Genomic DNA, 25,316 nt, shown 5'->3' with positions numbered 1-25,316 from the left:
GAGTAAGCCCTGGCGTCTGCGTGCCAGGTGTCTTCGGTTGCGTTATCGCGGTGCGCGCACCTGGACCCCCGCGCCATCGAGCGCATTACGGGTAGCCTCGACCAGTGCCAGGGCACCGGGTGTATCGCTGTGCAAGCAAATGGAGTCGAATTCGATCGCCAGGTCTTCACCCTCCACCGTGCGCACCACGCCTTCCTGACAGGCACGCAGTACCCGCGCAGCTACTTGCGCGGGGTCGTAGGCACGCACATTGCGGGTGAAGACGATGGAGCCGCTGAGGTCGTATTCGCGGTCGGCGTAGAACTCGCGGATCACCGGTTGGCCCAGCTCCGTGGCGATACGCCAGATCGCCGAGTCGGGCATGCAATACAGCAGCAGCTCGGGCTCCAGGCGCTGCAGGTTTTCCACCAGCAAACGCGCCGCTTCCTCGTTCCGGGCCAGGTGCATGTAGAGCGCGCCGTGGGGTTTGATGTGTTGCAGGGCTACGCCTTGAACCCGGGCGAGCTCACGCAGGGCGCCCAGCTGATAGAGCATGTCGTCCACCAGCTCCTGGGCCGATGCATTGATGTGGCGGCGGCCGAACCCGACCAGGTCGCGAAAGCCCGGATGGGCACCGACGGCCACGCCCAGGCGCTTGGCCTGCTCGACAGTGCGACGCATGGTGCCTGGGTCGCCGGCATGGAAACCGGTGGCGATGTTGGCCGAGCTGATGAAGCCCATCAGTTCGTTGTCGACTCCGTCGCCGATAGTCCACGGACCGAAGCCTTCGCCCATGTCCGAATTGAAATCTACTGCCTGCATGACACTCGCTCCTGACGCTTGTGACTTCATGCAGAGCACGTTAAATTCCAGCCACCCCCTTGGGAAGATCTATTATCAGAGGGGATATCTTCTGAAAATCAGATACCTCATCAAGCGGAGTGTTCATGTCACTGACCCTGCGCCAGGTTCGCTATTTCGTCGCCACGGCCGAGATCGGGCAAATCTCCCAAGCTGCGATTCATTTGAATATTTCCCAGTCGGCGGTGACCACAGCGATCAAGGAGCTGGAGGGCATGCTCGGCGCGCTACTGTTCCAGCGCTCGGCCCAGGGCATGAGCCTGACCGATGCCGGACGGCACTTTCTCAATCGGGCCTACGTGATCTTGCGCAGCGTCGACGACGCCCTTAACAGCCCACTGCCGGACGTTCGCGCCACCGGCCTGTTGCGGGTAGCGGCCAGTTACACGGTGATCGGCTACTTCCTGCCGCACCATCTGCAACGCCTGGAACACTGGCACCCGGACGTGGCCATCGAAGTGCACGAACGGGAGCGCCAGGCCATCGAGCAAGGCCTGCTGGAAGGCGAATTCGACATGGCGGTGGTGCTGACCTCGAACCTGACCCACCCGGACATCGTCTCGAAAACCCTGTTCAATTCCGAGCGCCGGCTGTGGCTGCCCAGCCATCACCCGCTGTGCGAACACTCGGCCGTGAGCCTTGCCGACGTCACACAGGAGCCCTTCATCCTGCTTACCGTCGACGAAGCCGAACAAAGCGCCATGCGCTACTGGGAACATGCCCGACAGCAGCCCAACGTGCGAATCCGCACCAGCTCCGTGGAAGCGGTGCGCAGCATGGTGGCCAACGGCAGCGGCGTGGCGATCCTCTCCGACCTGGTACACCGTCCGTGGTCGCTGGAGGGTAAACGCATCGAAACCATTACCATCACCGACAAGGTCACCCCCATGAGCGTCGGCCTGGCCTGGCATCGCGAGCGGGAATTCAGCCCGGCGATGCACGCGTTCCACAATTACTTCCACGACGCATTCCTGGCGCCGCAACAACTTTCCGCACGGCGCTGAAAGCAAATCGGTTTCAATCCAGAATCAACGGCCGCAAAACCACTTTGCCCACCTCGTACCGCTGCGGCCATTCAGGGTTGTAGATCGTGATTTTGCTGGTCAGCGCCATGCATGGGCCATCCTTGGGCAGGTTAAAACGTTGTAATACGCCTCAAAGGCATCTGCCGCCAAGCAAACGAGAACAGGCCTCTAATGACCTCGCGCCACCTGATCAGGCAATGTTCCCAGGCTCGCGAGAAAAACTTCGGTATCTCGATTGGACCGCAGGCAGACCACGCGACAACCCGACGGTGCCCTTTTCACGAGTTGCTTCATCTTTTCCCTGGCCGAGTTTTTCGTCCGCCACATGAACCTGAAGAACTCCGGCAGGTTGGCCAGCAGTTCCGGGCAGTCGTCCGGCAAGTCAGGCCGTGAACGACCGCGGTTGAGCGTCGTTCTGCAGAACACGCGCCAGAAGCGAAGCGCCGCCGACCGATCGATCCATATCAACATATCTGCGCGGGCCAGGCGGTTGCTCCACGTGGTCGAATGCCCGCCTTCGAAGATCCAGCGCTCACGGGCCTCGACCTCACGGCAAAGACGCGTCTTCTCGTCAGGGCTTCGCTCAACCCACCCTGGCTGCCAGTGAATCGTGTCGATATGCACGACCGGCAAGCCCGTGCGCTCGCCAAGCTTGCGCGCCAGGGTACTTTTCCCAGACCCAGGCTGGCCAACGATCATCACCCGTTGCATTGAAGCTCCCTCTCGCCATGCCTGATTTTTGGGGGCGCGATTGTACGGCAATGGCTGGTTCGGTCAACTGCAAGCGCACTCGTGCTTTCAGCGGCCACTGTAGGTCGATAACTGTTGGTCGTTGATGACGGGTATCGACCCATAGCTGCCATTCGCAAGCGGTATCCGTGATCCAGAAATTGGTTGTGGTGGCTGAAAGAGAACCGCCGTTCTGCGACCAACGTCTGCTGGCCACGCCGGAGCTGCTCGAGCATCCGATCTACGCCAGCCTGTCGGCGGCCTGGTTCTGGCAGCGGGCGGGGCTCAACAGCCTGGCCGATCTCCAAGCTCTCTAAACGCGCGCGCTGGAGGTGCTGCAGTGACGGCGCTGAACTGGCGCCTGGCAGCGCTGTCCCTCCTGCTGGGTAGCGCCATCGGGGGCAAAGCCGCTTGGCTATGACAGGCCAACAGCTACGGCAAGCAGCTGGCGAGCAAGGATCGGCAGTACCCCGCGAGCGCGACGAGGCGTCCTGGCTCAGCTCAAGGTGCAGCAGGACGCGCGGCGCGCCCTAGAAGACAGCCTGCAGGTGCAAGAGCCCCACCACAAGGAATTGACCAATGCTCAGAAAGACCGTGATCGCCTGCGTGACAGGCTTGCTACTGCTGACCTGCGGCTGTCGGTCGTTCTAGATGCCGGAGCCCTTGCCGCCCAGGGTTGTGACGGTGGGGTGCGAGAAGCCGCCGGCACTGGCGGCCTGGTTCATGGTGCCGCGCGAGCCCAACTTGACCCAGCGCATGCTCAACGAATTATCGCCATCACCGGCGACGCTGACGACGGGCTGATAGCGCTGCAGACCTGGCAGGCCTACGTGCTCGAAGCTACCAAGTAAATGGGCACGAGTGGATGCGTCAATGTTCAGGGGCGGTCGCAAGGTTCCGATCTGGCCAAACCAATGCCAAGCGCGGATGGCCGATGCGAAGTCCTGATGATCCCAGGAAATACAACCCGCTCAAAAAACCGAATTCAGATCGCGCGCAGGGTCGGAACAATTCGGCGGAAAGGACTACCTCGGAAACGGACGAGCAGGCACAGCTACCGGATGATCGGCGTTGAATTTAAGAATTCGCCCCTAAGTCGGGATTTTTAATTTGATGCCCGGCGGTCCGATATAAACGTTTTCAAATTAAACAAGGCGCATACTCAAGTCAGCTCAGATCTTCTGAGTCCTGAGAGGTGCTTATGTCGATTGAAAAATATATCCCGAAGAATAATCCTCCGGGCGTTCAGTCAAGTGATGAAGAGCCAGACGTAACGCAAAAAGAGCGCTTGAAAAAAGCGACTCCAGAGGATCGGGATGATTATATCGATCTGGATACAATATCTAATGAGGGACCTGTGCCGCCGGAAAAGCCCCGCGCGTCCAATGCCCCTTATTACACCCGCCAAAAACTCACCTAGGCATTCCAACGAATGCAGACGCCCCCAATGGCTATCTGTCAAGCCACTCCGCATCCTCGCGCGAGGACAGTGTTGAGGCCGACGATCCCCTGGGCTACACCCCTGACGAGGATGAGCCAGGTTTAGATAGGGGACCATCGACCCCAACGGTAAGCCAGGAAATATAGAAGGTCGAAGTTGGCGTTCTTAGAATCAATAATTCAGAATTCTTGAATTGATATGAGGTTGTTATGAAAGATAAACAAGCGCATCAAGGTGAAGTTTCCACTGGTAAGCGTCATGAGCAATCTACTACTGCCGCGAGCGAAGGTGAAGGGAAAGGCACTCAAACTGAGCGCGCGACGAAAGCTGAACTTTACAGTCGTCACGACAAAGGTAATGGGGTCGACACGAACGTGAAACCTGCGAAGTCGTAATCGGTACATTTGAGCTGATGACGCGCCCTACGGATGCCCCTCGCAGACAGTTAAGCAGCTAGCCGCCTAAGGGCGGTTTTTTATTGCGATAAGCACCTCAGAGTAAACCCAATTTCAAAGCCCCGGAACTGCCGGGGCTTTTTCATTTCCGCTCCCGCAGCGTGAGGAGTCGGGATGCCGAACTTGCCAGACAATCCAGACGCTTGGGCCGTCCTGCTCGTGTGGCTGAGCCAGCATGCCCTCTGCTGTATGCCGGTGCACTGTCATTCGTGATGGCACTCCTAAGGATCATCTATGGAAGCGTCACCAGGCGGTATGATCTTGGAGGCGTGCCTTTGCACGCATTCTGAATGCCGGTGCCTTCCCGCTGTTGGAGCATTTCGATCTGCCGCAGAACCTTGCTGCGGGACTCGGTGGTGGGATCGGTTCCATCGGTGTCACGAATATAACGGCACTGGCCGATCGCTTCGCTGACTTCAAATTGCCGAGTCGTAGCGAAGGACAGGAGCTCCCGCCAAGCACTCAGCGTGCGTGATTGTATGGCGCGATGCGTCAGTATGACCAACATCACGCCCATGCCCCGACCTAAGGGTGTAGTATGAGCAATCAGGCCCAGCTATTTCATATCAGGCAAGGGGTTCGGACATGGCAGATAAATATGTTGGAAAAATAGTCGGAACAGGCACGGACAATGTGGAGTACGTCATCAGCATCTACCAGGATGAGACCGTTGAGCGCTCCTCAGGCGGAATGGTTCGACATGAAGGCTTGAAGCATTTTGAAATGCAGATGGGTGGCGCCGTGAAGAGGATTTCCGAAACTGAGTACGAGATTGTGGCTACGGGTGTGAGGGTCACTATCCGTGATGGTGAAAGCTCATTGAGTTGAAAGCAGCTCTTCTATAGTTCGAATGAGTATGTCCAGCGTGTACGGTTTTCCTATATGGCGTGCGTTTTCTGGCAAAAATCCGGAGGGAAAAACAGTGGTGCCCGATACAATCACAACCGGCAGGTGTGATCGGGTTGACCATATGACTTTTGCTAAATCTATACCGTCATGATGGCCCGGCATAGCCACATCCGTGATGACTAAATCGAACGACTGACCATCATTCAATATCAATAAAGCTGCATCTGCATTGGCACACTCTGTAGCCTCATGCCCAAGGTGCTTCATGGCCTCCCTCAGCAGCCACCTCAAAATGTCGTCATCCTCGACGATTAGCACGCGAATAGGCATAGCGATTGCTCCTGTCTCTTTGCGTTAGGCTTAGCTTATAGCGACTCGTTTCAAAAAGTAGACCGAAGGTAAAATACTTATTGCTATGCCAGCCACTGCCATGGTCTACGCTGAGAGGGTAGTCAAGCAGCGAGCTCTAGAATCGTTATGCGATTGCACGAATTCATCGAAAACAGCATGGAGCATATTCTCCAGGCGTGGGAAGATTTTGCCCGCTCCGTTGAGACAAAGCGGCTAGATCTGGATGCACGTGAACTGAGGGACCATGCAGAGCGGATCCTGCGCACGATTGCCGCCGATATGCGAATGGCGCAGACAGCGAAGCAGGAAGTCGAAAAGGCCCAAGGTCGGGGACATCAAAATACCAGTGAAACGGCTGCACAGACTCATGCCCTCACTCGCTTCATTTCCGGCTTCACGATGGATCAGATGGTTTCGGAGTATCGTGCGTTGCGCTCCAGTGTGTTGTCATACTGGCTTGCGCAGGAAGCATTCGAGGAGGAGCACCATATACGAGACATGATCCGCTTTAATGAGGCGATAGATCAGGCTCTGGTGGAGTCAATCGCTGCCTACGGCTTCGCAGTCGAGTCGACACGTAAGATGCTGCTTGCTGTGCTAAGTCATGATCTGCGCTCCCCGTTGGGGGCGGTGCTGATGGCAGGCGGCTTGATTCTTCGACAAGAAGGGTTAGATGAGAAAGGGAGGGTGCTGGCTGCTCAGGTCTGTACGAGTGCCCAGCGGGCCAACAACATGGTGAATGATCTGCTTGATTTAGCCCGCTGTAACCTCGGAACCGGCATTCCAGTGCAGTTGGAGCCAGTTGAGTTAAATGCGATCTGCAACTTGGTTGTCGAGGAACTAAGCACCGCCTTCCCCCAATCCAAGATTATCTTGAGCGAAGAAGCGCGCATCACGGGACTTTATGATGCCGCTCGAATCGCCCAAGTATTTTCGAACTTGATCGGCAATGCCATCTGCCATGGCGATCCAACCCTTCCGATTAATTTGAAAATATATATTCAAAAGGGCAGCGCTTGCGTGAGCGTCCACAATTGGGGTGAGGTTATTCCCACAGAGGCCCTGCCTCATATTTTTAAACCGGAAGCGCGGTATTCTAGCTATGCATCCGGAGATAGAGGTGCGGCCTCTGGCCTCGGCCTTGGTTTGTTCATCGCAGCTGAGATTGTTGCAAGTCATGGAGGGAGGATACAGGTCAGGTCTTCAGCGGAAGAGGGAACGACCTTCGAGGTCATCATGGTTAATTCCTCACGTGTTGCTGCAGCTCCCGACGGTGACCGCATAGGATGAGAGGCAAATTGCCGCAATGGGTCGATAACAGTCAGTCGCGACCGCCAGCTTTCTACCCAAAGCGGACTCTCAACTGAGCCTACGATAGGTGACTAGCTGGGCTGACATTTAGACCATTTACCAGCTGTGGCCGCCGGCAAGTATGGGCAAAGTTCCGTGTCGAGAACGCTCATTAACGCAACCCCTTGGGCCGTGAAAACAGCGAACCATAGGTCGCAATGCACAGGCTGCATGCTGATCGAACTGTGACTCAAGTCGACATGCTCGCGAAGCCATGAACACCATTGCGATCTACAGCCATAAGCCGCGGAACAAGGGAAAGATATTCGGACAGAGAGGCTCGCTTCAACTCAAGGGACTGGCAAGTAGGGCAGCAGTCGTTCGGTCTCTTTCTTCACAACGGCGTAACATTCGCAGCTCAGCAGTTCCAAGCGTGCCCTGTCGAGAACTTTGATCTGCCCGCGGTTATACTCGATCACCCCAAGACGCTGCAGCTTGCCTGCAGCATCGGTCACGCCCTCGCGGCGCACCCCCAGCATGTTGGCGATCAGCTCCTGTGTCATGCACAGGCGATTGCCTGGCAGGCGGTCGAGCGACAGCAGCAACCAACGGCACAATTGCTGGTCGATGGAGTGATGGCGGTTGCACACTGCCGTTTGTGCCATCTGCGTGATCAGTGCCTGGGTGTAGCGCAGCATCAGCATCATCATCTCGCCATGGCGGTTGAACTCGTCCTTGAGCCTTTGCACGGGTAGGCGGTAGGCATGTCCTGCACTTTGCACGATGGCCCGGCTGGGTGTGCTTTCCCCACCCATAAACACGGCGATGCCCACTAGCCCCTCGTTACCCACTACCGAGATTTCGGCTGATGCGCCGTTTTCCATAACATACAGCAATGAAACGATCGCATCGGCCGGGAAGTGGACATAGCGCAGGGTGTCGCCAGACTCGTATAGAGCCTTGCCCAGAGGCAGGTTCACGTGCTCCAGGTCCGACTCCAGCCGGCTGAACGTTTCTGCCGAAAGTGCAGCCAGCAAGTGGTTCTGCAAGGGTGGGGGGGCGGAATGCATACGCGGGACCATTGACGGCAACGGGTGTCGGAACAAGATTAGCCTAGTGAGGCTGAGGCTTGTGTCCGTCAGGCCGTTGCTCGCCCAACGGTTCAGTTGATGGGCAATGAGCAGCTCTGGCACTGGGCTATGACGTGGTGCAGGCGCCCATCATCCTCCAGTTGCAGCCAGGTTTCGGCAAGCGCCTCGCCGTCCAGGCTCAGGGCCAGTTCGCCGCAGTTGCCGTTGCACACCTCGATGCGGTACCAAGTGCTGCCAAAACGGTAATGCAGGACATACCCCGGCCAGCTTGCCGGCAACAGAGGCTCCAGGCGCAGGTTGTCGCCATTGCGTTTCAGGCCGAGCAGGCTTTCGATGATTAACCGGTACATCCAGCCGGCAGATCCGGTGTACCAGCTCCAACCACCCCGCCCGGCGTGGGGCGCAACGGTGTAGACATCGGCGGCCATGACATAGGGTTCGACCTTGTAGGTGTCGATCAACGCGCTGCAGCCCTGACGTACCGGGTTGATCAGGCGCAGCAGTTCCCAGGCTTCATGGGAATCGCCCAGGCGTGCATAGGCCATGCTCGCCCAGATGGCCGCATGCGTATATTGCCCGCCGTTTTCACGCACGCCTGGTAGGTAGCCTTTGATGTAGCCAGGGTCCAGGTCACCGTGGTCGAAGGGCGGGTCGAGCAGTTTGACGATGCCGATGTCGCGGCGTACCAGGTGGTTGTCAAGTGCGACCATGGCCTGGCGGGCACGTTCGGGCGAGGCGACCCCGGACAGCACGGCCCAGCTTTGCGCCAGCGAGTCGATTCGGCACTCCTGATTGCTCGCTGAGCCCAATACCTGCCCATCGTCGAACCAAGCGCGGCGATACCAGCCGCCATCCCAGGCATGCGCCTCCAGTTCTTCCGCGAGTACGCCGGCCTGGTTGGCGCACTGCAGCGCAAAGCCACTGTCGCCGTGTCGCAGGGCGACGCTGCCGAATGCCCGCAGTACCTCGTGGCCAAAGAAGCCCAGCCATACGCTTTCGCCTTTTCCTTGTTCGCCGACCCGGTTCATGCCGTCATTCCAGTCGCCGCTGCCCATCAACGGCAAGCCGTGAGCCCCGCACTGCAGGGCATGGGCGATGGCGCGCTGGCAATGCTGGTAAAGGCTCTCGACCAGCTCCGAGTGCGCGGGCAGATCGTAGTAGGACTCCTCACCGGCATTGAGAGCACGCCCCTGCAGATAGCCGACCGGTTCGTCGAGCACGCTGTAGTCCCCAGTGACTTCCACGTATCGGCTGGCTGCCAGTGGTAGCCACAGCAGGTCGTCCGAGCAGTGGGTACGCACGCCTCGCTGCAGCGGTGGGTGCCACCAGTGCTGTACATCACCCTCGACATACTGGTGCGCGGCGCAGGTCAGGAGGTGTTGGCGCGCCGCCATCGGGGCTGCGTGGACCATGGCCATGCTGTCCTGCAACTGGTCACGAAAACCGATGGCGCCTCCGGACTGGTAGTAGCCGCTGCGTGCCCAGAACCGGCAGGCGATCACCTGGTACATCAACCAGCCGTTGGCCAGCAAATCGAGCTCGGGTTCCGGCGTCTCGATCTGCACAGTTTCCAGTGTCCGTCGCCAGTAGGCGCTGACCTTGTCGAGCGTGTCCTTGGCGGTTTGCAGGCCACGATATTGCTGGACGCAGCGGGTGGCGGCGCTGGCGTCCTGGGCGGCGCCCAGGCGAAACACCACCTCATGGCTTTCGCCAGGCTCCAGCTGCAGCGCCACCTGCAGCGCCGCGCACGGGTCCAGGCCTCCGCCAGTGCGTCCCGACAGCCGAGTCTGGCGCATACCCAAGGGTGCATGACAATCGCCGTTGGGCCCCAGGAACTCGCTGCGATCACAGGTCTGGCCCTGCACGGGCAAGTCGCAATCGAGAAACGCCACCTGGGTGGAAAACTCCACTGCGAAGCTGTTACGGGCAAACATTGCGCCGCTGACCGGGTCAGTCTCACTTACCACATGCATGGCGGTTCTGCGGCGCAGGTCGCCCAGTACCCACTCAACGAAGCAAGTGACTGACAACCGGCGTACCCGAGCTGAGGTGTTGTGCACCTTGAGCCGGCTGAACTTGACCGGGGCATCCAGTGCAACATGCACCCAGAGCTCCGTATACAGGCCGTCTTCGGCGTACTCGAACACGCTGTAGCCAAAACCATGGCGGGTTCGGTAACGGCCAGGGCCTGGGCAGGGCTGCGGGGTCGGCGACCAGTACTCGCCGCTGTCTTCGTCGCGCAGGTAGAAGGCCTCGCCACTAGGATCGGAGACCGGGTCGTTGTGCCAGGGCGTTAAACGGTACTCGTGAGCGTTCTCGTACCAAGTGTAGGCGCTACCAACCTCGGAAACCACGCAGCCGAACTGCGTGTTGGCCAAGATGTTAACCCACGGCGCCGGCGGCGGTGTGCCGGGAAGCAACGGGATGACGTATTCGCGGCCGTCGGCGCTGAACCCGCCATAAGGGTTGCGTAGCATCAGCTCCGTCTGCTCCGGTGGCAGATGGCTGGCGGTTGAGGGCCTGGGGTTGGGCGCGCTGGCCTGGAGGGCTGGGGGAACCGGTGGCTGGCGCCGCAGGTGCAGTTGCTCGGCCAGCGTACCGAGGCTGTCGTCGAGCACCAGCCGCGCTACCGACAGGGTCAGCAGTCGGTCCTCGGCGGACAGTTGCTGCGCAGGGCGTACGAAGATTCCGCCGGGGCGATCGAGCAGGGCCGCTTCGCTGCCGGAGGCAACGATCCCCATGATCAGTTCCTGCAGTTGCTGGCGGTAGCCCGCCTGGTCCTCGTTCCAGATCACCAAGTCGAGTGCCAGCCCTTTCTGGCGCCAGTAGGCATGGGCCAGCACCATCTGCTTGACCAGATGGATGTTGGCCGGGTCGCCGATCTGCACCAGCACGATCGGCAGGTCACCGGACAAGCCCTGGCCCCAGAGGCCGGACTGACTTCGCCGGTTGCTGGCCAGCAGTGCTCCGCTGGCGCGCAGGCTGGCATTGGGATAGAGCACCGAGGCGGCCATCTGCTCGAACAGCCGGGCGTCGGCCAGCGAGCCGTTGAGCTGGTGCAGTAGCACCTGGCTGTGCGGCCAGGCGAGGTCGAATACCCGGTCAGCCAAGTGTCGGTCGCGGTACTTGGCGACCTGTTGCAGGCAGGCGTCGCGGCTGTCGGCCACGCCGGTGACCAGATCAAGCGTGATCGCATGGCCGGGCATCAAGGTGATGCGGCAGCGGATGGCCACGATCGGGTCCAGCACGGCCCCTGCGCTGCCGGATAATGCCTCGGTGCTGCGGTCCAGGGCTGCCGGCCTTGCCAGGGTACGCCCACGGCCGATGAAGCGGGCCCGGTCGGTTTCGTAGGACAGCGCATCAATGTCGGCGCCGTGCACTGCCAGCACGTGGCACATCCACGGTACTGGGTCTTGTTGCGAGCGCGGCCGCCGCGTGCAGAGAATCGCTTGCAGCGGGCGGATCAGTTCGGTCTGGATGAACAACTTGCTGAAGGCCGGGTGCAGGGCATCGCTCAAGGCCGGTGCCAGCACCACTTCAGCGTAGCTGGTCAGCTCAAGGGTGCGGGGCTGGTCGCCATGGTTGGTCAGGTGCAGGCGGCGCAGTTCGATGTCGTCCTCGGGCGACACGGCAATTTCGGTGTGACAGTCGAAGTCGCGCTCGCGCACGCGAAACTCCGCGCGGCCGTCGCTGAAGATTGCCTCCTGGACTTTCGTGCGGTGCTGCGTCGGCTGGTAGGTGGTGGACCAGTAAGCGCCACTGGCAACATCGCGCAGGTAACAGAAGCTGCCCAGGTCGTTGCAGCTGGTGTCTTCGTGCCAGCGAGTGACCGCCAATGAATTGTGCTGACTATAGCCACTGCCCACGTGATTGACCATGACGTGATAGCGCCCGTTGGACAGCAGCTGTACGGCCGGGTGGCGCCGGTTTGGCTCGCGGAACACCCGGAGGCGTATCTCGGAGGCGCACTCGGCAACCTCCACGGGCGGGGCCTGGAGGGTATGCAGGTACGGCGCAGCGGTTTTCGGTACACGCTCCTGCAAAAGCAGCATGCTGGCCTGGAACTGTGGGTCGGATGCAAAGCGCCGTTGCATGGGCTTGTTCAGCAGCACAGCGGTCAGAGCCAGGAAACTCATGCCCTGGTGGTGGGCCATGAAGGAGCGGACTATCACGGCGTCCTGCCCGGGCGGCAGGTGTGCCTCGCTGTAGTCCACGGCTTCGTATAGCCCGAAGCGGCCAGCTAGCCCGAGCGCGGCCAGCAGTTGTAGGTTACGGCAGGCGGCAGTGGGCGCCACCATCAAGGCCAGCGCGCTGGCGTAAGGGGCCACCACCCGGTCTTCACCCAGGCCGCGCTTGAGACCGAGTCCCGGAACGCCGAACGCCCGGTACTGGTAGTTGAAGTGCGCGTCCAGCGCATTGTAGGCGGACTCCGAGACGCCCCAGGGCAGACCAGACTGCCTGCCATGTTCGATCTGGCGATTGACAGCGGCCTGGCAGGTCTGGTCGAGCAGTGTGCCCTCATAGTTCGGCATCACCAGCAGCGGCATTAGGTACTCGAACATCGAGCCGGACCAGGACAGCAGTACAGGAACGCCAGCACTGCTGGTGAGTAGCCGGCCCAGTGCGAACCAGCTGTCCTGGGGCACCTGGGCCTGTGCGATGACCACGAAGTTGGTCAGGCGCATCTCCGATGCCAGCAGGTCGTAGAACGCGTCATCCAGGCGCTGTTCGTCGGCGTTGTAGCCGATGGAGAACAGGTTGCGATGGCTGTCATAGAGGAAGGTGAAGTCCATGTCGGCCAAGGCTTCAATGCGGCTGGCCAGGGCGTGCGCCTGGGCGATGCGCTGGCGGGCAAGCGCCCTGACGTTGGCCACGGCAAGTCGCTCGGGCTGCGGCCACTGCTCTGCGTCCAGCTGCGCCAGGTGGCGCCAGCTCAGCGGGGCCGGTGGCTGCTGATCGTTGCCTGACGGCAATTGCAGTCGCTGCAATTCTCCGCTCAGGTCCAGGCATTGCTGATACAGGGCATTTAGCCAGAATGCACAGTCGTCAGCCGCTTGCGCCCCTGGCGCAATGGCAGCCGGTTGCGTGATCAGCGCCTGCAGCTGTTCGACCAGCATCGGTAACAGTGCGGCCGGCACGTTACCAGCCTGCACATGGGCCTGCCACACCTGTTCGCGCAGGGCCTTGATCGGCGGGGCGTAACAGCTTGTGCTGGGGCAGACGTCCAGCAGCGTGTCGAAGGTGTCGAGCAACCCCTGGGTCAGGCGCCGGTCAAGCAGCGGTATTTCGGCCATTTCCAGGAGCCCGGGCCTGAGTGTCAGCAACAGGGCGGCCAGGTTTCCGCTGTCCACGCTGGAGATATAGAGCGGCGACAGCGGCTTGAGGGTCTGGGTATCGTACCAGTTGTAGAAGTGCCCTCTGAAGCGCTCCAGGCGGCCCATGCTGTCGAGCATCTGCTCCAGGCATTCGAAAAGACGTCCGGCACTGAGGTAGCCGAAGTCATGCGCCGCCAGGTGCGAGAGCAGGGCCATGCCCATGTTGGTCGGCGAGGTGCGGTGAGCGATACTAGAGAACGGAGGTTGCTGAACATTGTCGGGCGGCAGCCAGTTGTCGGCAGGGCCGACGTAGTTGTCGAAAAAGGCCCAGTTGGCGCGGGCCAGCCGATGCAGGAACCCCAGGTCCTCGGCTTCGAGTTTGAACTCTGCCCGTCCGCTCGGGCGGCTGAGCCACCAGGCCAGCGCGGGGCCGAACAGCCACAGGGCAAAGATCGGAGAGGCGATCAGCAGCACCATCGGCTGCGTCGCCAGCGCACCCGCCAGCAGGAATACCAGGGCCAACTGCTCCCATTGCTCGCGGTACGCCGCCTGCAGGGTGTCGGAACTGGTGCGTTCATCTTCGCGTGAGGGATTCCACTGCAGCAGGCGACGTTTGCTGACCACGAGCCGCCACAGCGTGCGCAAGATCGCATCGAGGCTGTATCGAGTCTCGAAGGGCAACCAAGCCAGTGACAGGCCGGCACGCAGGAAGTAGGTGCCAGAGGTGTGCAAGGCTGCCATCAGGTGTTCGGACAGTGGTATGTCGGTGGCCTTGCCCAGTACTCCGAGCAAGGCGTTCAGCAACGGGTGCGTCAGCAGCAACGCCAGCAGCGCCAGCGTCCAGGCGAGCGGCGTGGTGCTGGCCAGCCAGCCCCACAAAAGCAGGGCCAGCAGCGCTGCTGGCTCCAGGCTGCGGCGCAGGTTGTCGAAGATCTTCCAGCGTGACAGAGCGCTGAGCGGGCTGTGCGCCCGGCCTTGCGAGCCCTTGCGCAGGCGCGGTTTCAGCAATGCCAGCAACTGCCAGTCGCCACGTATCCAGCGGTGGTGGCGTTTGCTGTCGGCGCTGTAGCGGGCCGGGTAGGCTTCGAACAATTGCACATCACTAAGCAGGCCTGAGTGAGCGTAGCAACCCTCGATCAGGTCATGGCTGAGTATGCGGTTGTCGGCGAAGCGGCCCTCTAGGGCCTGCTCGAAGGCATCCACCACATAGATGCCTTTGCCGATGAACGAGCCGCTGAGAAACAGGTCCTGGTAGACGTCCGAAACAGCCTGTGTGTAGGGGTCGACACCGGCGTCGCTGCCAAACAGCCGCGCATAGCGCGAGCGCGACACACTCGGCAGGCTGATGCCCACTCTCGGTTGCAGGATCGCATAACCTGCATGGATACGACCGGTGTGTGCGTCGAAGCGCGGGCGGTTCAGAGGGTGCTGCATGGCGCCGACAAATTGATGGGCGGCACCGCGAGGCAACTGGGTGTCAGTGTCCAGAGTGATGACATAGCGCACGTGACCGAGGGTTTGCAGGTTGCCGACGATCCGCATGAAACACTCATGGCCGTGGCCGCGCAACACCGCGTTCAACTCGGCGAGCTTGCCGCGCTTGCGCTCTCGCCCCATCCAGCAGCCTTCGGCGTTATTCCATATGCGTGGCCGATGAAACAGAAAAAAGCGCTCGCTGCCAGGGCTTGGGTACTTGATGTTGAGCCCGCGGATACCTTTGCTGGCGATCTCGAGCAGCGCCTCGTCTTCGGGCCGTGTCTGCTCGCGGGCATCCATGAAGTCGCTGAGCAGGGCAAAGTGCAGGTGCTCGTCACGGTTAGCCAGGAAGCGTACCTCAAGCCCTTCGAGCAGTTCCTCTACATCGCCGGCAGTGGCCAGCAGGGTTGGAACCACCACCAATGTGCGGGCCTCTGCGGGAATGCCGGCGGAGTAGTCCAATCGCGGTAGGAAGGAGGGTTTGACGGTCAGGGTCACTAGCCAGTTTACCAGGCCGATAGACAGGCGGCTGGTGCTCAGCAGTATTGGCACGGCCATGGCAGCGAGCACCGCGATGGGCCACCCCTCCAAGTCGATGGCGCGTATGAAACCCCACGCAAACAGGCAGGACAGCAGGGCCACAGGCACCAAATAGAACGCCAGCGGTGCCCGGTGCAACAGGCGCTGCCACCGCTCGGCCGGCGGCACCCGCGCGGCGAGGCGCTGCTCCAGCAACGGCAGCCCGGCACCTGCCAGGTAAAAGCCCACATGTTCGGCCTCGTCACCGGGGGCGACCCCGGCTGCCTGGGCTAGTTCGATAGCCGTGCGTGCCACTGCGGCTTCGCTGAAAGCGCAGTGGCGTGCCAGGCGTTCGACAACGTGCCGGTAATGGTCGCGACTGGTGAAGTCCATGGCTGGGTAGACGGCGGCCGGGTCGCGGCACAGCGTCTGCTCTACATGGCTCAGGTGCTCTACGAACAGTCGCCAATCGATGGTCGACAGCAGTCGCAGGCTGCCGATGCTGTTACTGATGGAGACCTGATCGATGGCTTGCTGCTGAGCATCAAGCTGCACATAGCGCTCGATGCTCAGCGCTGACTCGCTGAGCATCTGCTCCACCCACAGCAGCGGCTGGGTCAGCGAAGCGCTGTGGCCCTGTAGCCTCCTGGCCAGCTCGGCGACGAAGGCGGCGGTCATCGGCGGTTCCGAGCGGGCCATGTCGGCGACCACCAGCACCACGCTCTTGGCATCGCGGTCGGCGGTATCGCCAAGCCGGTCGGCCCAGACATTGGCCAGGTCGCGGTCAGCCAAGTTGGCCATGACCCGCGCCGCCACCCGTCGCAGGTTCTCGATCAGGGCCAGGCGTAGCATGATCGGGATCGCCCAGAGCTCTCCCAGGGTCAGGGTGGCGGCCTGCTGATAGGCCTCGGCGAAACGGCTGAGGCTTTCGGCGTCGATCCGACCGTCACCATGGGAAATGGCCTCCAGCGCAATGTCGTAGACACGCGGCAGGCCGGTGGAGGGACCATTGTCCAGCCTTGGCAGCTGCAGGCTGTATTCGGCTGGCAGGTGGCGTTTGGCAATACCGATCTGGGTTTCGACCAAGTAGAAGTTGTCGAGCAACCACTGCGCAGCGGGCAATGCCGGACGCGAGCTGGGCAGGACACCGGCTAGGGCAGTGCAACTGGTGGAGAGCATGCGCTCGTTATCGGCCAGGCGGTCGAGCAGCGTGTCGTCCGCCGGCAATCGGCTCAGGCGATGATGATGGGCCAGCCAGAGGCCGTGCTCGGCCATCTGGTCGGCGTTGTACAACTCCGAGCGCAGCAGGCTTTCATAGGTGAATGCATTTGGGGGCGAGCGCCAACGCCCGGTATGTGCGTACAGGCGACGAAGGTAGGCGAGTGCATTGAGCCAAGGACTGTCCATGGTGTTTTGGTTTGCCGATCTAGCCTTTCAGCTGTCAGTCTGCAGCGGTTGTTGAGCAGCGTCTGTACGGTAGCGAACAGACTCGCACCGGGCCGGCGCCCAAGCTGACTACATGCACTGTTTTGACATAGCGGCGGTGCTTCTAACCTGTCTAGTCGGCAGGGGCGGCAATATCCGCTCGCTGGAGGCCCCCCTTGAACGCGCTTTTAAAGCAAACCGTTAACTTGGCGTGCACATGCACGGACGTAGCATCGCAAATACGGGAAGACACTTCTGATTTCGGGCTGCTGTTGACATCGCAGAACGGGCAGATCGCCAGCGCGAATGCGGCATTCTGCCGCCTGCTGGGCTACAAACATGAAGCCTTGGTTCGCATGCGGTTTCAGCAACTGCTTACAATAGAAGCCAAGGCCCTTCACCAGTTGTACTGGCAGCCAGTAATGGTGACATTGGGAGCGGTGGCAAACGTCAAGTTTGATTTCGTGCACTGTAAAGGCTTCACCCTGCCGCTAATATCCAATGCTATTACCTGCGCGCGTTCGAATGGCATCGTTCACGAGCTGACCATGTTTAACACTGACGAACAGCGTTACGAGCGTGATCTGCTGCGCGCGCGCCTATTGGCCGAACGCTGTCGGAATGCTCATTTACAACCCGTAAAGTCGAGCGCGACTCCGACCGTTCCTCGGCTGTTTTCGCCTTGCCTGACCTTCGTCTCAAGACTTTTCATACAGACCCTCGTCTCGAAAGGCTCCCGGAGTGCGGTCGAACCAGCGCTTGAAGGCACGGTGGAAAGTGCTGGTATCCCTGAACCCCAGCCGCTCGCTGACCGTCGCCACGGGCAACCCCTGGCGAATCAGCTCCGCGGACAACTCACGACGTACCTCCGTCACCAGCGCGCTGAAACTGGTGCCCTCTTCCTTCAAGCGTCGGTAGAGCGTGGTGCGACTGACGTGCAACGCCTGGCAGGTTGGCTCGATGCTCATGGCATCGGGCAGGCTTGCGAGAATCAAGCGACGCACCGTGCCGGCAAGCGTATCTGCGCCTTGCAGCTGCGCGAGTGTCGCCCTTGCACGAGACTCCAGCATCTGTCGCAGGTAGTCGCTGGCGCCGAGAATGGGATGCTGCAGGAAGTCGCGCGGCAGGTGGAGACTGTTTCTCTCGCTGTCGAAGCGCAGCTCGCTGCCGAACAGCTCGACATAGTGCGCATGATAGGCCGGGGATGGGAAAGCGAACTCGCAGGCCAGAGGCCGTAGCTCTACGCCGGTCATCTCCCGGCTCCAGCACAGCACTGCACTCATGCTGCGTTCGATGGCGGCCTGCGGGTAGGTTTTGCCGGGGTCGAAGGTAATCTCCAGCACCAGAGCATCTGCCGTTTCACTGTACTGCCAGCTCTCCGAAGGGTTCATCAGCGCGATATGCCGCTGGAACACTTCCAGCGCCTCGCTCACCCGACTGCATTGGCACAACCAACTAGCCAGCACGCCATGCGTGGCGGGATTGAAGGTCTGCCCGACCAGCAGGCCGATATGCGGCAAATGCGTGTTGTTCGCGGCGAACTGCCACAGCGCCAGTAACTGGGTCTCGTCGACACGCTGCTCCTGGATCGGCGATGCCGCAGCCCCCTGGTCGAGCAGTTTGGCACCCTCCACCCCGGCCTCCCGCAGCTGGGTTGCAGTGACCACGCCGAGATTCAGCAACTGGTCGTGCAGATCCAGCACTGCGACGGCCGATACGGTGGTACTTCTGACCATCGGGCCTACTCTTGGTAGTTGCTTGGGTAACGACTCTAGCGCACGGTGCAAAGCGGCGGCCAGCCGTCCGCCGTGCAAGTACAGGTTGCAACCAAAAGCCATGCAGGTTGAACCGCAGAGCCATGGCCAGCCATCATCGGACTGCCTAGCATCGACGATACGACCATGGCACAGGAACACCTGCTATGCCCGAGCACAGAATCGCATCGTTAAGCGCCTTGCGCGCACTGATTCCGCCACCACCGGCGATGATGCACAAACGCCTGCAGCGCAGATTGGATGAGCACTGCCTGCTGATGATCCGCCAAGCGACGGTTTGCGCCGTCGGCTTCGCCGACCCGCGGTTAGATATCGAGTACCTCGATTTGCGCCACCATCCAGTGTTACGGGCCGAGGGCCAGGACATCCTGCTGCCCTGGCCGGCAGACAAAGCGATCTCACAGCAGCCGATAGAGGAAATGGCCTGCAGTCTGTATTTCATCCTGCCCGGCGTGGGGTTCAGCCTGCGCGCCAATGGTCGGTGCTCTCTGCGAGCCGGAAAGCTGTTGGAGTTTCGCGCCGAGGCGCTGTTCCTGCACTGTTCGCGAGCCAAGGTACGCGCCGATTTCTGGAGGACCAGAGCGTACACGACACCCTTTTTAGCTGACACAGGGCAGGCCTTGTCCGAGCCAGCGCAGGCCTTTATCGCCGCCTCGCCGTACCTGCTGATGCTCACGCAGCGCCAGACCGACGCCACCGAGATGTCGCCACGAGGTGACCCGGCTGGTTTCGTCCAGGTACTGGATCGCCACACTCTGCTGGTACCGGAACGCCCCGGCAACAAGGTTGCCTGCAGCCTGAGCAATATCCTCGTCGATGGCGCCTTGCGCCTGTCCTTCCTTCAGCCCGGCGCCGACACGGTTTTATCCGTGGCCGGGCGCGCCTGGTTGAACAGCGACTCGAACTTGCTCGCCCCACTGGCAATCAACGGCAAGCCACCTCGGGTCGCTACCGCCGTGAACGTCGAGCGCTATCGCTTCCAGCACTGCCCAGAACTGCTGGCCGCGGGCTTGTGGGATCGCGCAACACACCTGGATGAAAGGCAGATTCCAGCCTTTTCCAAGATGCTGTCCGAGCACATGAACGGTACGGGCCTGTTAGGCAAGGCCACCAGCCTGGTGGTCGATGCGGTGGTCAAGCATGACCTGCGCCATCTCTACTGAGGTGACGGGGTAGGCGACGGCTTGAGTGCCCTTCTGTACCTTGCCCAGCCGGATGCTTATTGCTGTCCGTCAGCATCCACTGCGCTTTCTAGCAAGGTTCTGCTTTAGCCGGTCATGTAAGCATGCGACTGGCGGGTATTGGCCGGTTCAGGTCATCCACGAACGGACGCAAAGGGTCGAAAACAGCCGGTCGCGACTCGCTGCTATCGACCCAGAGCAGACATTGATCCAAGCCTTTGTGTTGTCCACGACCAACATTCGCTCGCGCCATGAGCCCTGTGACAATCACAGCAGGCCCTCGCGCACTACAGCCAAACTAGAGCTCCGGCGTGTATTTCACACTGAACATGACGTTGCGCGGGTCGCCGTAGTAGTTGTTGTAGTCGATGGTGTTGTAGGCCGGCTGGTAGTACTTCTTGTCCAGCAGGTTGTTGAGGTTCGCCGCCACGGTCACCTCGTCGCTGAGCTTGTACGCGACCCGAGCATCCCAGATGGCATAACCGGGCAGGTCGAAGACGTGGTCATAGGAAGTGGTGCCGGTGACCGCCGTGGTGCCCAGCCCCACCGAGGTACGGCTCCAGTTACCGGGCAAGGTGTAGTCGGCCCACAGCTTGAACTGATGCTTGGGCGTCCAGGTGCTGTAGACCTTGTCCTTGTAGGTGCCGTCTTCCAGGTAGCGCGTGGTGTTGTACACGTAGCCGGCCATCACTTGCAGGCCACTGAGGACTTCACCGCTGACCTGCGCCTCCAGGCCTTGGCTGCGCACCTTGCCTGAGGCCTTCGAGCAGTACCAGCCATTGCAGTCCATCGGCCCGCTGCGGTCGAGCACCGCGTGGTGCTCCTGGTCGTAGCGGAACAGCGCGACCGAGGTGTTCAGCGCCCCGTCGAACAACTCGCCCTTGAGCCCCAGTTCGTAGTTGCTGCCGATGATCGGCTCGACCACCGAACCGCTGCTGGTGCGTGCACTCTGCGGCTGGAAGACGTCGGTGTAGCTGGTGTAGACCGACCACTGTTTGTTCAGCGCATACACCAGGCCCGCATAGGGCGAAACCTTGCCGTTGCTGCTGGTTGTCGACTCGCTGTAGCCGGTGCGGGCGAAGGACTGGGAGGCGTAGCTGTAGTCGTACCAGCTGGTGCGGGCACCGACGATCAGCTTCAGCGGCTCGGTCAGGTTGATCGACCAGCGCGAATACAAGCCTTTCTGGGTGATCTGGTACTCGGTCAACTCGCCACGGCCCCGGCTTGCCAGGCCGTAGATGTCTGGCATCGGCCGGTGATGGTCGACGTTACTGGAGTCTGCGCCTAATGTGGGAGCCCTGGCCCAGCGGTCGTCGGTATTGATGCGTGAGTAGTTGGCGCCGAGCAAGAAGGTCTGCTCGAAACCGAAACCGGTGAACTGGCCGTCCAGGTACAGGTCCAGGCCCTTGCTGTGGGTGGTGAAATCGGTGCTCCAGTCGATGTAGGTGTTGCTGGTGGAGCCGTTGGCCGGGAGGGCATCCCACAACGCCTGGTAGGTCGCGCCGTTGTGTTCGCTCATGTACACGCCGGCAGCCTTCAGCCGCCAGTCGTCGTTGAGCCGGTAGCTGGCGTCGAGGAACACGCTGGTCTGGTCGTTGTTGGCACGGTTCCAGTCCGCGCCGACATAGGTCGAGCGCGACCAGTCGGGGTTGCCGCCGTCGGCATAGCGCGGCAGGCCGAGCATGGCCGGGCGGGCTTGGCCCTTTTGGTTGGCAACGCCAAGGCCCATCGTGAAGTCCGGGGTGAAGTCATAGTCCACGGCAGCGTAGACGGTCTGGTTCCAGCCACGCACGTAGTCGATGAACGAGCCGTTGTCGTTCTGGCTGACCACCGTGCGGGCACGCAGGGTGCCCTCGGCATTCAGCGGGCCGCCAGCGTCCAGTTGCAGGCCATAGCGGTCCCAGGAACCGGCCTTGCCGGTCAGGCTGACCACCGCCTTGTCCTGCCCGCGCTTGCGTACCAGGTTCATCGCCCCGCCCGGGCTGTCACCGCCTTGCAGCAGCGCGGCCGGGCCACGCAGCACCTCGACACGGTCATAGAAGCTCAGGTCTTCGGTGAGGTAGCTGCCGAGCGAGTAGGTATTGCGCGGGATCGGCACGCCATCGTACTGCAGCGTGTCGATGCTGAAACCGCGCGAATAGATGAACAACCCCGACCCCGGCGAACGGCTGGCGGTGAGGCCGGGCGTGCGGTTGACCAGGTCGCTGATGGTCTGGGTGTTCTGGTCGTCCATCTGCTGGCGGGTCATCACCGTGACCGACTGCGGGATGTCCTTGAGGGTCTGTACGCCTTTGCCCAGGGTGACCGCGCCGGAGGTGTAGGAATGGCTGCCCTCGGTGGTGGTGGCCGGTTGGCGGCCGATGACGCTGGACGCGTCCAGTTCCAGCGCACCGTTGCTGGGTTCGCTGGGCAGCGCGATCAGATACTGGCCATCGGCTGCCTGGGTGAGGCTCAGGTGGCTGCCGGCGAGCAAATGGCGCAGCGCCTGTTCGACGCTCAGTTGCTGGTGCAATGCCGGCGCTTGTACCGCGTGCGCGGCGTCAGTGTTGAACAGAATGCGGCTACCGGTCTGGCGGGCAAGGGCGTTGATCGACTGATCCAGCGGTTGGGCCGGCAGGTCGATGCGGTAGTGCGTCTGTTCGGCCTGCACAGGCCCGGCAAGCAGAAATCCGAATGTCGCCAGGCCCATGGCCTGACGCAGCGGGTGGCTAAAGAGCGTCATGGAATCCCCATCAGAGCAAGTGAGAATGCGTTTCATAGGGATTGGCGTTTGTGCTGACCCGCACATTGATGCAGCGCTGAAAAAATTTTTCAGCGCTGCACATCCACCTGCACAGCACCGCTCTTGTCGCGACTGACCGTTACCGGCGCCAGTTGGGGCAGGCTGTCGAGCAACTGTTCGACATTGCCGGTGGGGAACTCTCCGCTGAGCCGGTGTTGCCTGGCGGTCGCGCCCTGCAGCCGAATCGGCGCGTCACGGTGGCGGCGCAGTTGCGCCAGGACCGACTCGAGCGGGGTGCCGTCGAAATGGAACAGGTCATGCCGCCAGGCGTCTCGTTCGCCGGGCTTGCTGGCGTGCACCGGCCCCAGGCGCTGAGGGTTGGCAAGCAGTTGCTGGTTGGCCGTCAGCCGTTGACGCGCCATACCGTTGTCCACTTCCACCTCGCCCTCCAGGACAGCCACCCGCACGCCGTCCAGGTCGCTGCGTACATCGAACACCGTGCCGATATCGCGCACAGCCACGCCCTGGCTACGCACGATGAAGGGCTTGGCTTGATGAGCCACGCTGAACAAGCCTTCACCATCGAGCAGCTCGAACTGCCGACTGCGCAGGCGATATTCGATGCGCAGCACGCTGCCGGCGTCCAGTTCGACCACGCTGCCATCATCCAGGTGCAACGTTTCGCGACCGCTGCTGGCCACCTCGACCTGGCGGTAGCCCAGCGCCGGGTCGGCCAGCCAGGCCCAACCGGCCAGGGCCAGCAGCAGGGCCGTGCCGGCGGCCTTGCGCCGACGATTGGCGTTGCGTGCGCTCTGCGCCTTGGCTTCCTGCAAAAGCGCCTCACGGCTGGGCACCAGCGCACGCAAGGATTCAGCGTAAGGCTCGAGGGCATCGCGCGCGCCGGGCGCGCTACGGCGTTGCATCGATCAGGCCTCCGGCTGCCAGCGTTGTGCGAGGGTGCGCATGGCCCGCATGAAATGCTGGGCAACCATGTTCACGGAAATCTCCAGCTCCTGCGCGATGTCCTTTTGTGGCATGCCGTGAATACGGTGGAGCAGGAACACCTGGCGCTGGCGCGCCGGCAATGCGTCGATCACCGCCAGCAAGGCACGCAGGCGCTGTTCGAATTCGAGCGCCATCGCACCATCCAGCTGGTCGCAGTGCTGCTCGACCACGGCGATCTGGCTCTGCGCGTACAGCGTGCGGGTGCTTTCCGAACGGCGCCGGTCGATTGCGCGGTTGAGCGTGGCACGCCGCAAAAAGGCCATGGGCACGCTGATGGCGTTGAGCGGCGGCTTTTCCAGGATCTGCACGCAGACATCATGGACCACGTCGCGGGCAAAATGCTGGTTGGAAAAACGTCGGCGAATGTGCTCGACCAAATCGTCGTAGTGCAAGGCCAGGGCTCGCAGGAGATCGTTGTCGGTCGAAGCCATGATGGCAACCAATTGATAGTGAATCTCATTTATATCATGCGCTTTTCAGGTCGGGCAACTGGACCTGCCATGGCAGGCACTTCAGCTGTGTTCGGCGCCCAGCGCTTCGACTCCCCGATACTGTCTAGTCCTGAAATAGGTTTACCCCTGTTCAGGCTGGCCTGTCAGTGCAAGCTTTGCCAGGCGCGCAGCACTGCATAACCGCGCCAGGGTCGCCAGCCTTGCGCGGCTTGCGTTGCCGCCTGTGCGCTGCTCACCCCCAGGGCTTTTTGCAGCGCCACATCGCCCGCCGGGAAGGCATCGGGCCAGCGCAACGCACGCAAGGCGATGTATTGCGCGGTCCAGTCGCCGATCCCCGGCAGTGCGCGCAAGCGGGCACAGGTGGCCGCGACGTCCACCCCTGGGCTCAGGATCAGGCCGCCCTCCAGCACCGCTTCCGCCAGCGCCTTGAGCGCCGCCTGGCGTTGGCGCGTGATGCCCAGCCGGCCCAGTTCATCACCGCTGGCCGCAATCAACGCGGCGGGTGTGGGGAACAGACGGTCCGTGCCAGCCAGCGGTGTTGTGATGGGTTGTCCGAAGGCCGCGACCAGGCGTGCGCCCAATGTGCGCGCAGCGGCCACGGTGATCTGCTGGCCCAGCACGGCACGCACGGCCAGCTCGAAACCATCCACCGTTCCCGGAACGCGCAGGCCCGCACCCGAGGGGAACGCACTGTGCAGCACGGCGTCGATGGCGAGCGGGTCGGCATCCAGGTCGAACGCGGCGCGCACGCGGTTGATCACCGTGGGCAGGACAACCGCCAGGGAATCGCTGATCGTGACCCGCGCCTGGGCGCGCGCCTCGTCAAAGGCCACGCTCAACCAGCCGCAATGTTCCTGACTGTCCTGCATGAGGCGCAGCGTACGGGTGTATGTCCCCTCCTCCACACACTCCAGGCCGGGTATCGCCCGCTGGCGCAGAAAGCCGAGCATTGCCGCAGTGTCATAGGGGGGACGCCAGCCCAGGAAAAAACAGCCGTCCAAGCGCGTATCGTGCGCATTCAGTGCCAGGTAGCAGGCGTCGTTTTCGGTAGTGTCGTTGATATTGGCCATGGGTGACATGGTAGCCCCTGTGCATAGCGGTGACTCGCCATTTTCGTACCGGCGCCCTAGTGTGGTGTTTTGCAAATACGACCAATAAATCGCGAGCGATTTTTGCGCTCAGGCAAGGCGTCGCGACGAGTCGTAGCCCAGCTACGGCGAGGAGCGACAACGCTGCATGAGCGCAAAAAGCGCCGCGAGTTATGGTCGTTATTTGTGAAACACCACACTAGCGACCAGGCACAAAAAATCCGATGCCTTGCGGCATCGGATCTTCATGCAGTGATCAAGCCGACAGGCCTCGACTGTCGGGCATC

17 protein-coding genes and 2 pseudogenes are annotated in these 25,316 nt (G+C 61.5%); 9 read left to right on the top strand and 10 right to left on the bottom strand.

The window, feature by feature from the left end; translation table 11 throughout:
* Positions 1-42: 42 nt before the first annotated feature.
* On the bottom strand, positions 43-801 hold the full coding sequence (locus DFS21_RS10740; protein ID WP_110702276.1) for a 5-oxoprolinase subunit PxpA: 759 nt from the start codon (positions 799-801) through the stop codon (positions 43-45).
* Between the two features lie 125 nt (positions 802-926).
* On the opposite strand from DFS21_RS10740, the gene DFS21_RS10735 reads away from it, so the two are divergent.
* On the top strand, positions 927-1,844 hold the full coding sequence (locus DFS21_RS10735; RefSeq protein ID WP_111532285.1) for a LysR family transcriptional regulator: 918 nt from the start codon (positions 927-929) through the stop codon (positions 1,842-1,844).
* Between the two features lie 189 nt (positions 1,845-2,033).
* Here the strand turns inward: DFS21_RS10735 and DFS21_RS10730 are convergent, their stop codons facing one another.
* Positions 2,034-2,576: an AAA family ATPase gene (locus tag DFS21_RS10730; RefSeq protein WP_111532284.1), complete on the bottom strand. Its 543-nt coding sequence runs from the start codon at positions 2,574-2,576 to the stop codon at positions 2,034-2,036.
* A 200-nt stretch (positions 2,577-2,776) separates the two neighbouring features.
* On the opposite strand from DFS21_RS10730, the pseudogene DFS21_RS10725 reads away from it, so the two are divergent.
* The 5 genes and pseudogenes from DFS21_RS10725 to DFS21_RS10710 all read left to right on the top strand — a co-directional run.
* Positions 2,777-2,896: pseudogene (locus tag DFS21_RS10725) on the top strand (glycoside hydrolase family 19 protein); the annotation flags it as partial.
* A gap of 204 nt (positions 2,897-3,100) precedes the next feature.
* Entirely contained in the window at positions 3,101-3,445 is a 345-nt protein-coding gene (locus DFS21_RS10720; protein WP_371926812.1) for a hypothetical protein, read from the top strand.
* A 350-nt stretch (positions 3,446-3,795) separates the two neighbouring features.
* Positions 3,796-4,014, top strand: coding sequence for a hypothetical protein (locus DFS21_RS26450; protein WP_146230436.1), 219 nt, complete (start codon positions 3,796-3,798; stop codon positions 4,012-4,014).
* Between the two features lie 230 nt (positions 4,015-4,244).
* Positions 4,245-4,430: a hypothetical protein gene (locus DFS21_RS26445; protein WP_146230437.1), complete on the top strand. Its 186-nt coding sequence runs from the start codon at positions 4,245-4,247 to the stop codon at positions 4,428-4,430.
* 645 nt (positions 4,431-5,075) lie between these two features.
* A complete protein-coding gene (locus DFS21_RS10710; protein ID WP_110702282.1) occupies positions 5,076-5,318 on the top strand; it encodes a hypothetical protein in 243 nt (80 codons plus the stop codon).
* Here the strand turns inward: DFS21_RS10710 and DFS21_RS10705 are convergent.
* Entirely contained in the window at positions 5,307-5,669 is a 363-nt protein-coding gene (locus tag DFS21_RS10705) for a response regulator (protein WP_111532283.1), read from the bottom strand. The genes DFS21_RS10710 and DFS21_RS10705 overlap by 12 nt on opposite strands.
* A gap of 147 nt (positions 5,670-5,816) precedes the next feature.
* Here DFS21_RS10705 and DFS21_RS10700 point away from each other — a divergent pair, with 147 nt between their 5' ends.
* Entirely contained in the window at positions 5,817-6,980 is a 1,164-nt protein-coding gene (locus tag DFS21_RS10700) for a sensor histidine kinase KdpD (RefSeq protein WP_111532282.1), read from the top strand.
* 350 nt (positions 6,981-7,330) lie between these two features.
* On the opposite strand, the gene DFS21_RS10695 is transcribed toward DFS21_RS10700, so the two are convergent.
* Together DFS21_RS10695 and DFS21_RS10690 are read right to left on the bottom strand one after the other, a co-directional pair.
* The gene (locus tag DFS21_RS10695) at positions 7,331-8,050 is read right to left on the bottom strand and encodes a Crp/Fnr family transcriptional regulator (RefSeq protein ID WP_110702288.1); all 720 of its coding nucleotides are present in this window, start codon (positions 8,048-8,050) and stop codon (positions 7,331-7,333) included.
* Between the two features lie 92 nt (positions 8,051-8,142).
* Positions 8,143-16,788: a GH36-type glycosyl hydrolase domain-containing protein gene (locus tag DFS21_RS10690; RefSeq protein WP_111532281.1), complete on the bottom strand. Its 8,646-nt coding sequence runs from the start codon at positions 16,786-16,788 to the stop codon at positions 8,143-8,145.
* Positions 16,789-16,982: 194 nt separating this feature from the next.
* Here DFS21_RS10690 and DFS21_RS26875 point away from each other — a divergent pair.
* Positions 16,983-17,204, top strand: a pseudogene (locus DFS21_RS26875) (PAS domain-containing protein); the annotation flags it as partial.
* Positions 17,205-17,504: 300 nt separating this feature from the next.
* On the opposite strand, the gene DFS21_RS10680 reads toward DFS21_RS26875, so the two are convergent.
* Positions 17,505-18,542 (bottom strand): AraC family transcriptional regulator, encoded by a 1,038-nt coding sequence (locus DFS21_RS10680; protein ID WP_158539548.1) that lies wholly within the window; start codon positions 18,540-18,542, stop codon positions 17,505-17,507.
* 185 nt (positions 18,543-18,727) lie between these two features.
* Here DFS21_RS10680 and DFS21_RS10675 point away from each other — a divergent pair, with 185 nt between their 5' ends.
* Positions 18,728-19,744, top strand: a complete 1,017-nt coding sequence (locus tag DFS21_RS10675; protein ID WP_111532279.1) for a hypothetical protein — start codon at positions 18,728-18,730, stop codon at positions 19,742-19,744.
* A 316-nt stretch (positions 19,745-20,060) separates the two neighbouring features.
* On the opposite strand, the gene DFS21_RS10670 is transcribed toward DFS21_RS10675, so the two are convergent.
* From DFS21_RS10670 to DFS21_RS10655, 4 genes are all read right to left on the bottom strand, one after another.
* Entirely contained in the window at positions 20,061-22,484 is a 2,424-nt protein-coding gene (locus tag DFS21_RS10670; RefSeq protein ID WP_111532278.1) for a TonB-dependent receptor, read from the bottom strand.
* Positions 22,485-22,573: 89 nt separating this feature from the next.
* Positions 22,574-23,407, bottom strand: a complete 834-nt coding sequence (locus DFS21_RS10665; protein ID WP_111532277.1) for a FecR family protein — start codon at positions 23,405-23,407, stop codon at positions 22,574-22,576.
* Positions 23,408-23,410: 3 nt separating this feature from the next.
* Positions 23,411-23,920: an RNA polymerase sigma factor gene (locus DFS21_RS10660; RefSeq protein WP_178082009.1), complete on the bottom strand. Its 510-nt coding sequence runs from the start codon at positions 23,918-23,920 to the stop codon at positions 23,411-23,413.
* 164 nt (positions 23,921-24,084) lie between these two features.
* A complete protein-coding gene (locus DFS21_RS10655; RefSeq protein ID WP_256591321.1) occupies positions 24,085-25,011 on the bottom strand; it encodes a DNA-3-methyladenine glycosylase in 927 nt (308 codons plus the stop codon).
* Positions 25,012-25,316 lie beyond the last annotated feature (305 nt).

Origin of the sequence: Pseudomonas sp. 2848 (genome assembly GCF_003253945.1) — a bacterium.
In the GTDB taxonomy this organism is placed as follows: domain Bacteria; phylum Pseudomonadota; class Gammaproteobacteria; order Pseudomonadales; family Pseudomonadaceae; genus Aquipseudomonas.
The sequence above is the reverse complement of the archived record's forward strand: the minus strand, read 5'-3'. Positions and strand labels throughout refer to the sequence as shown.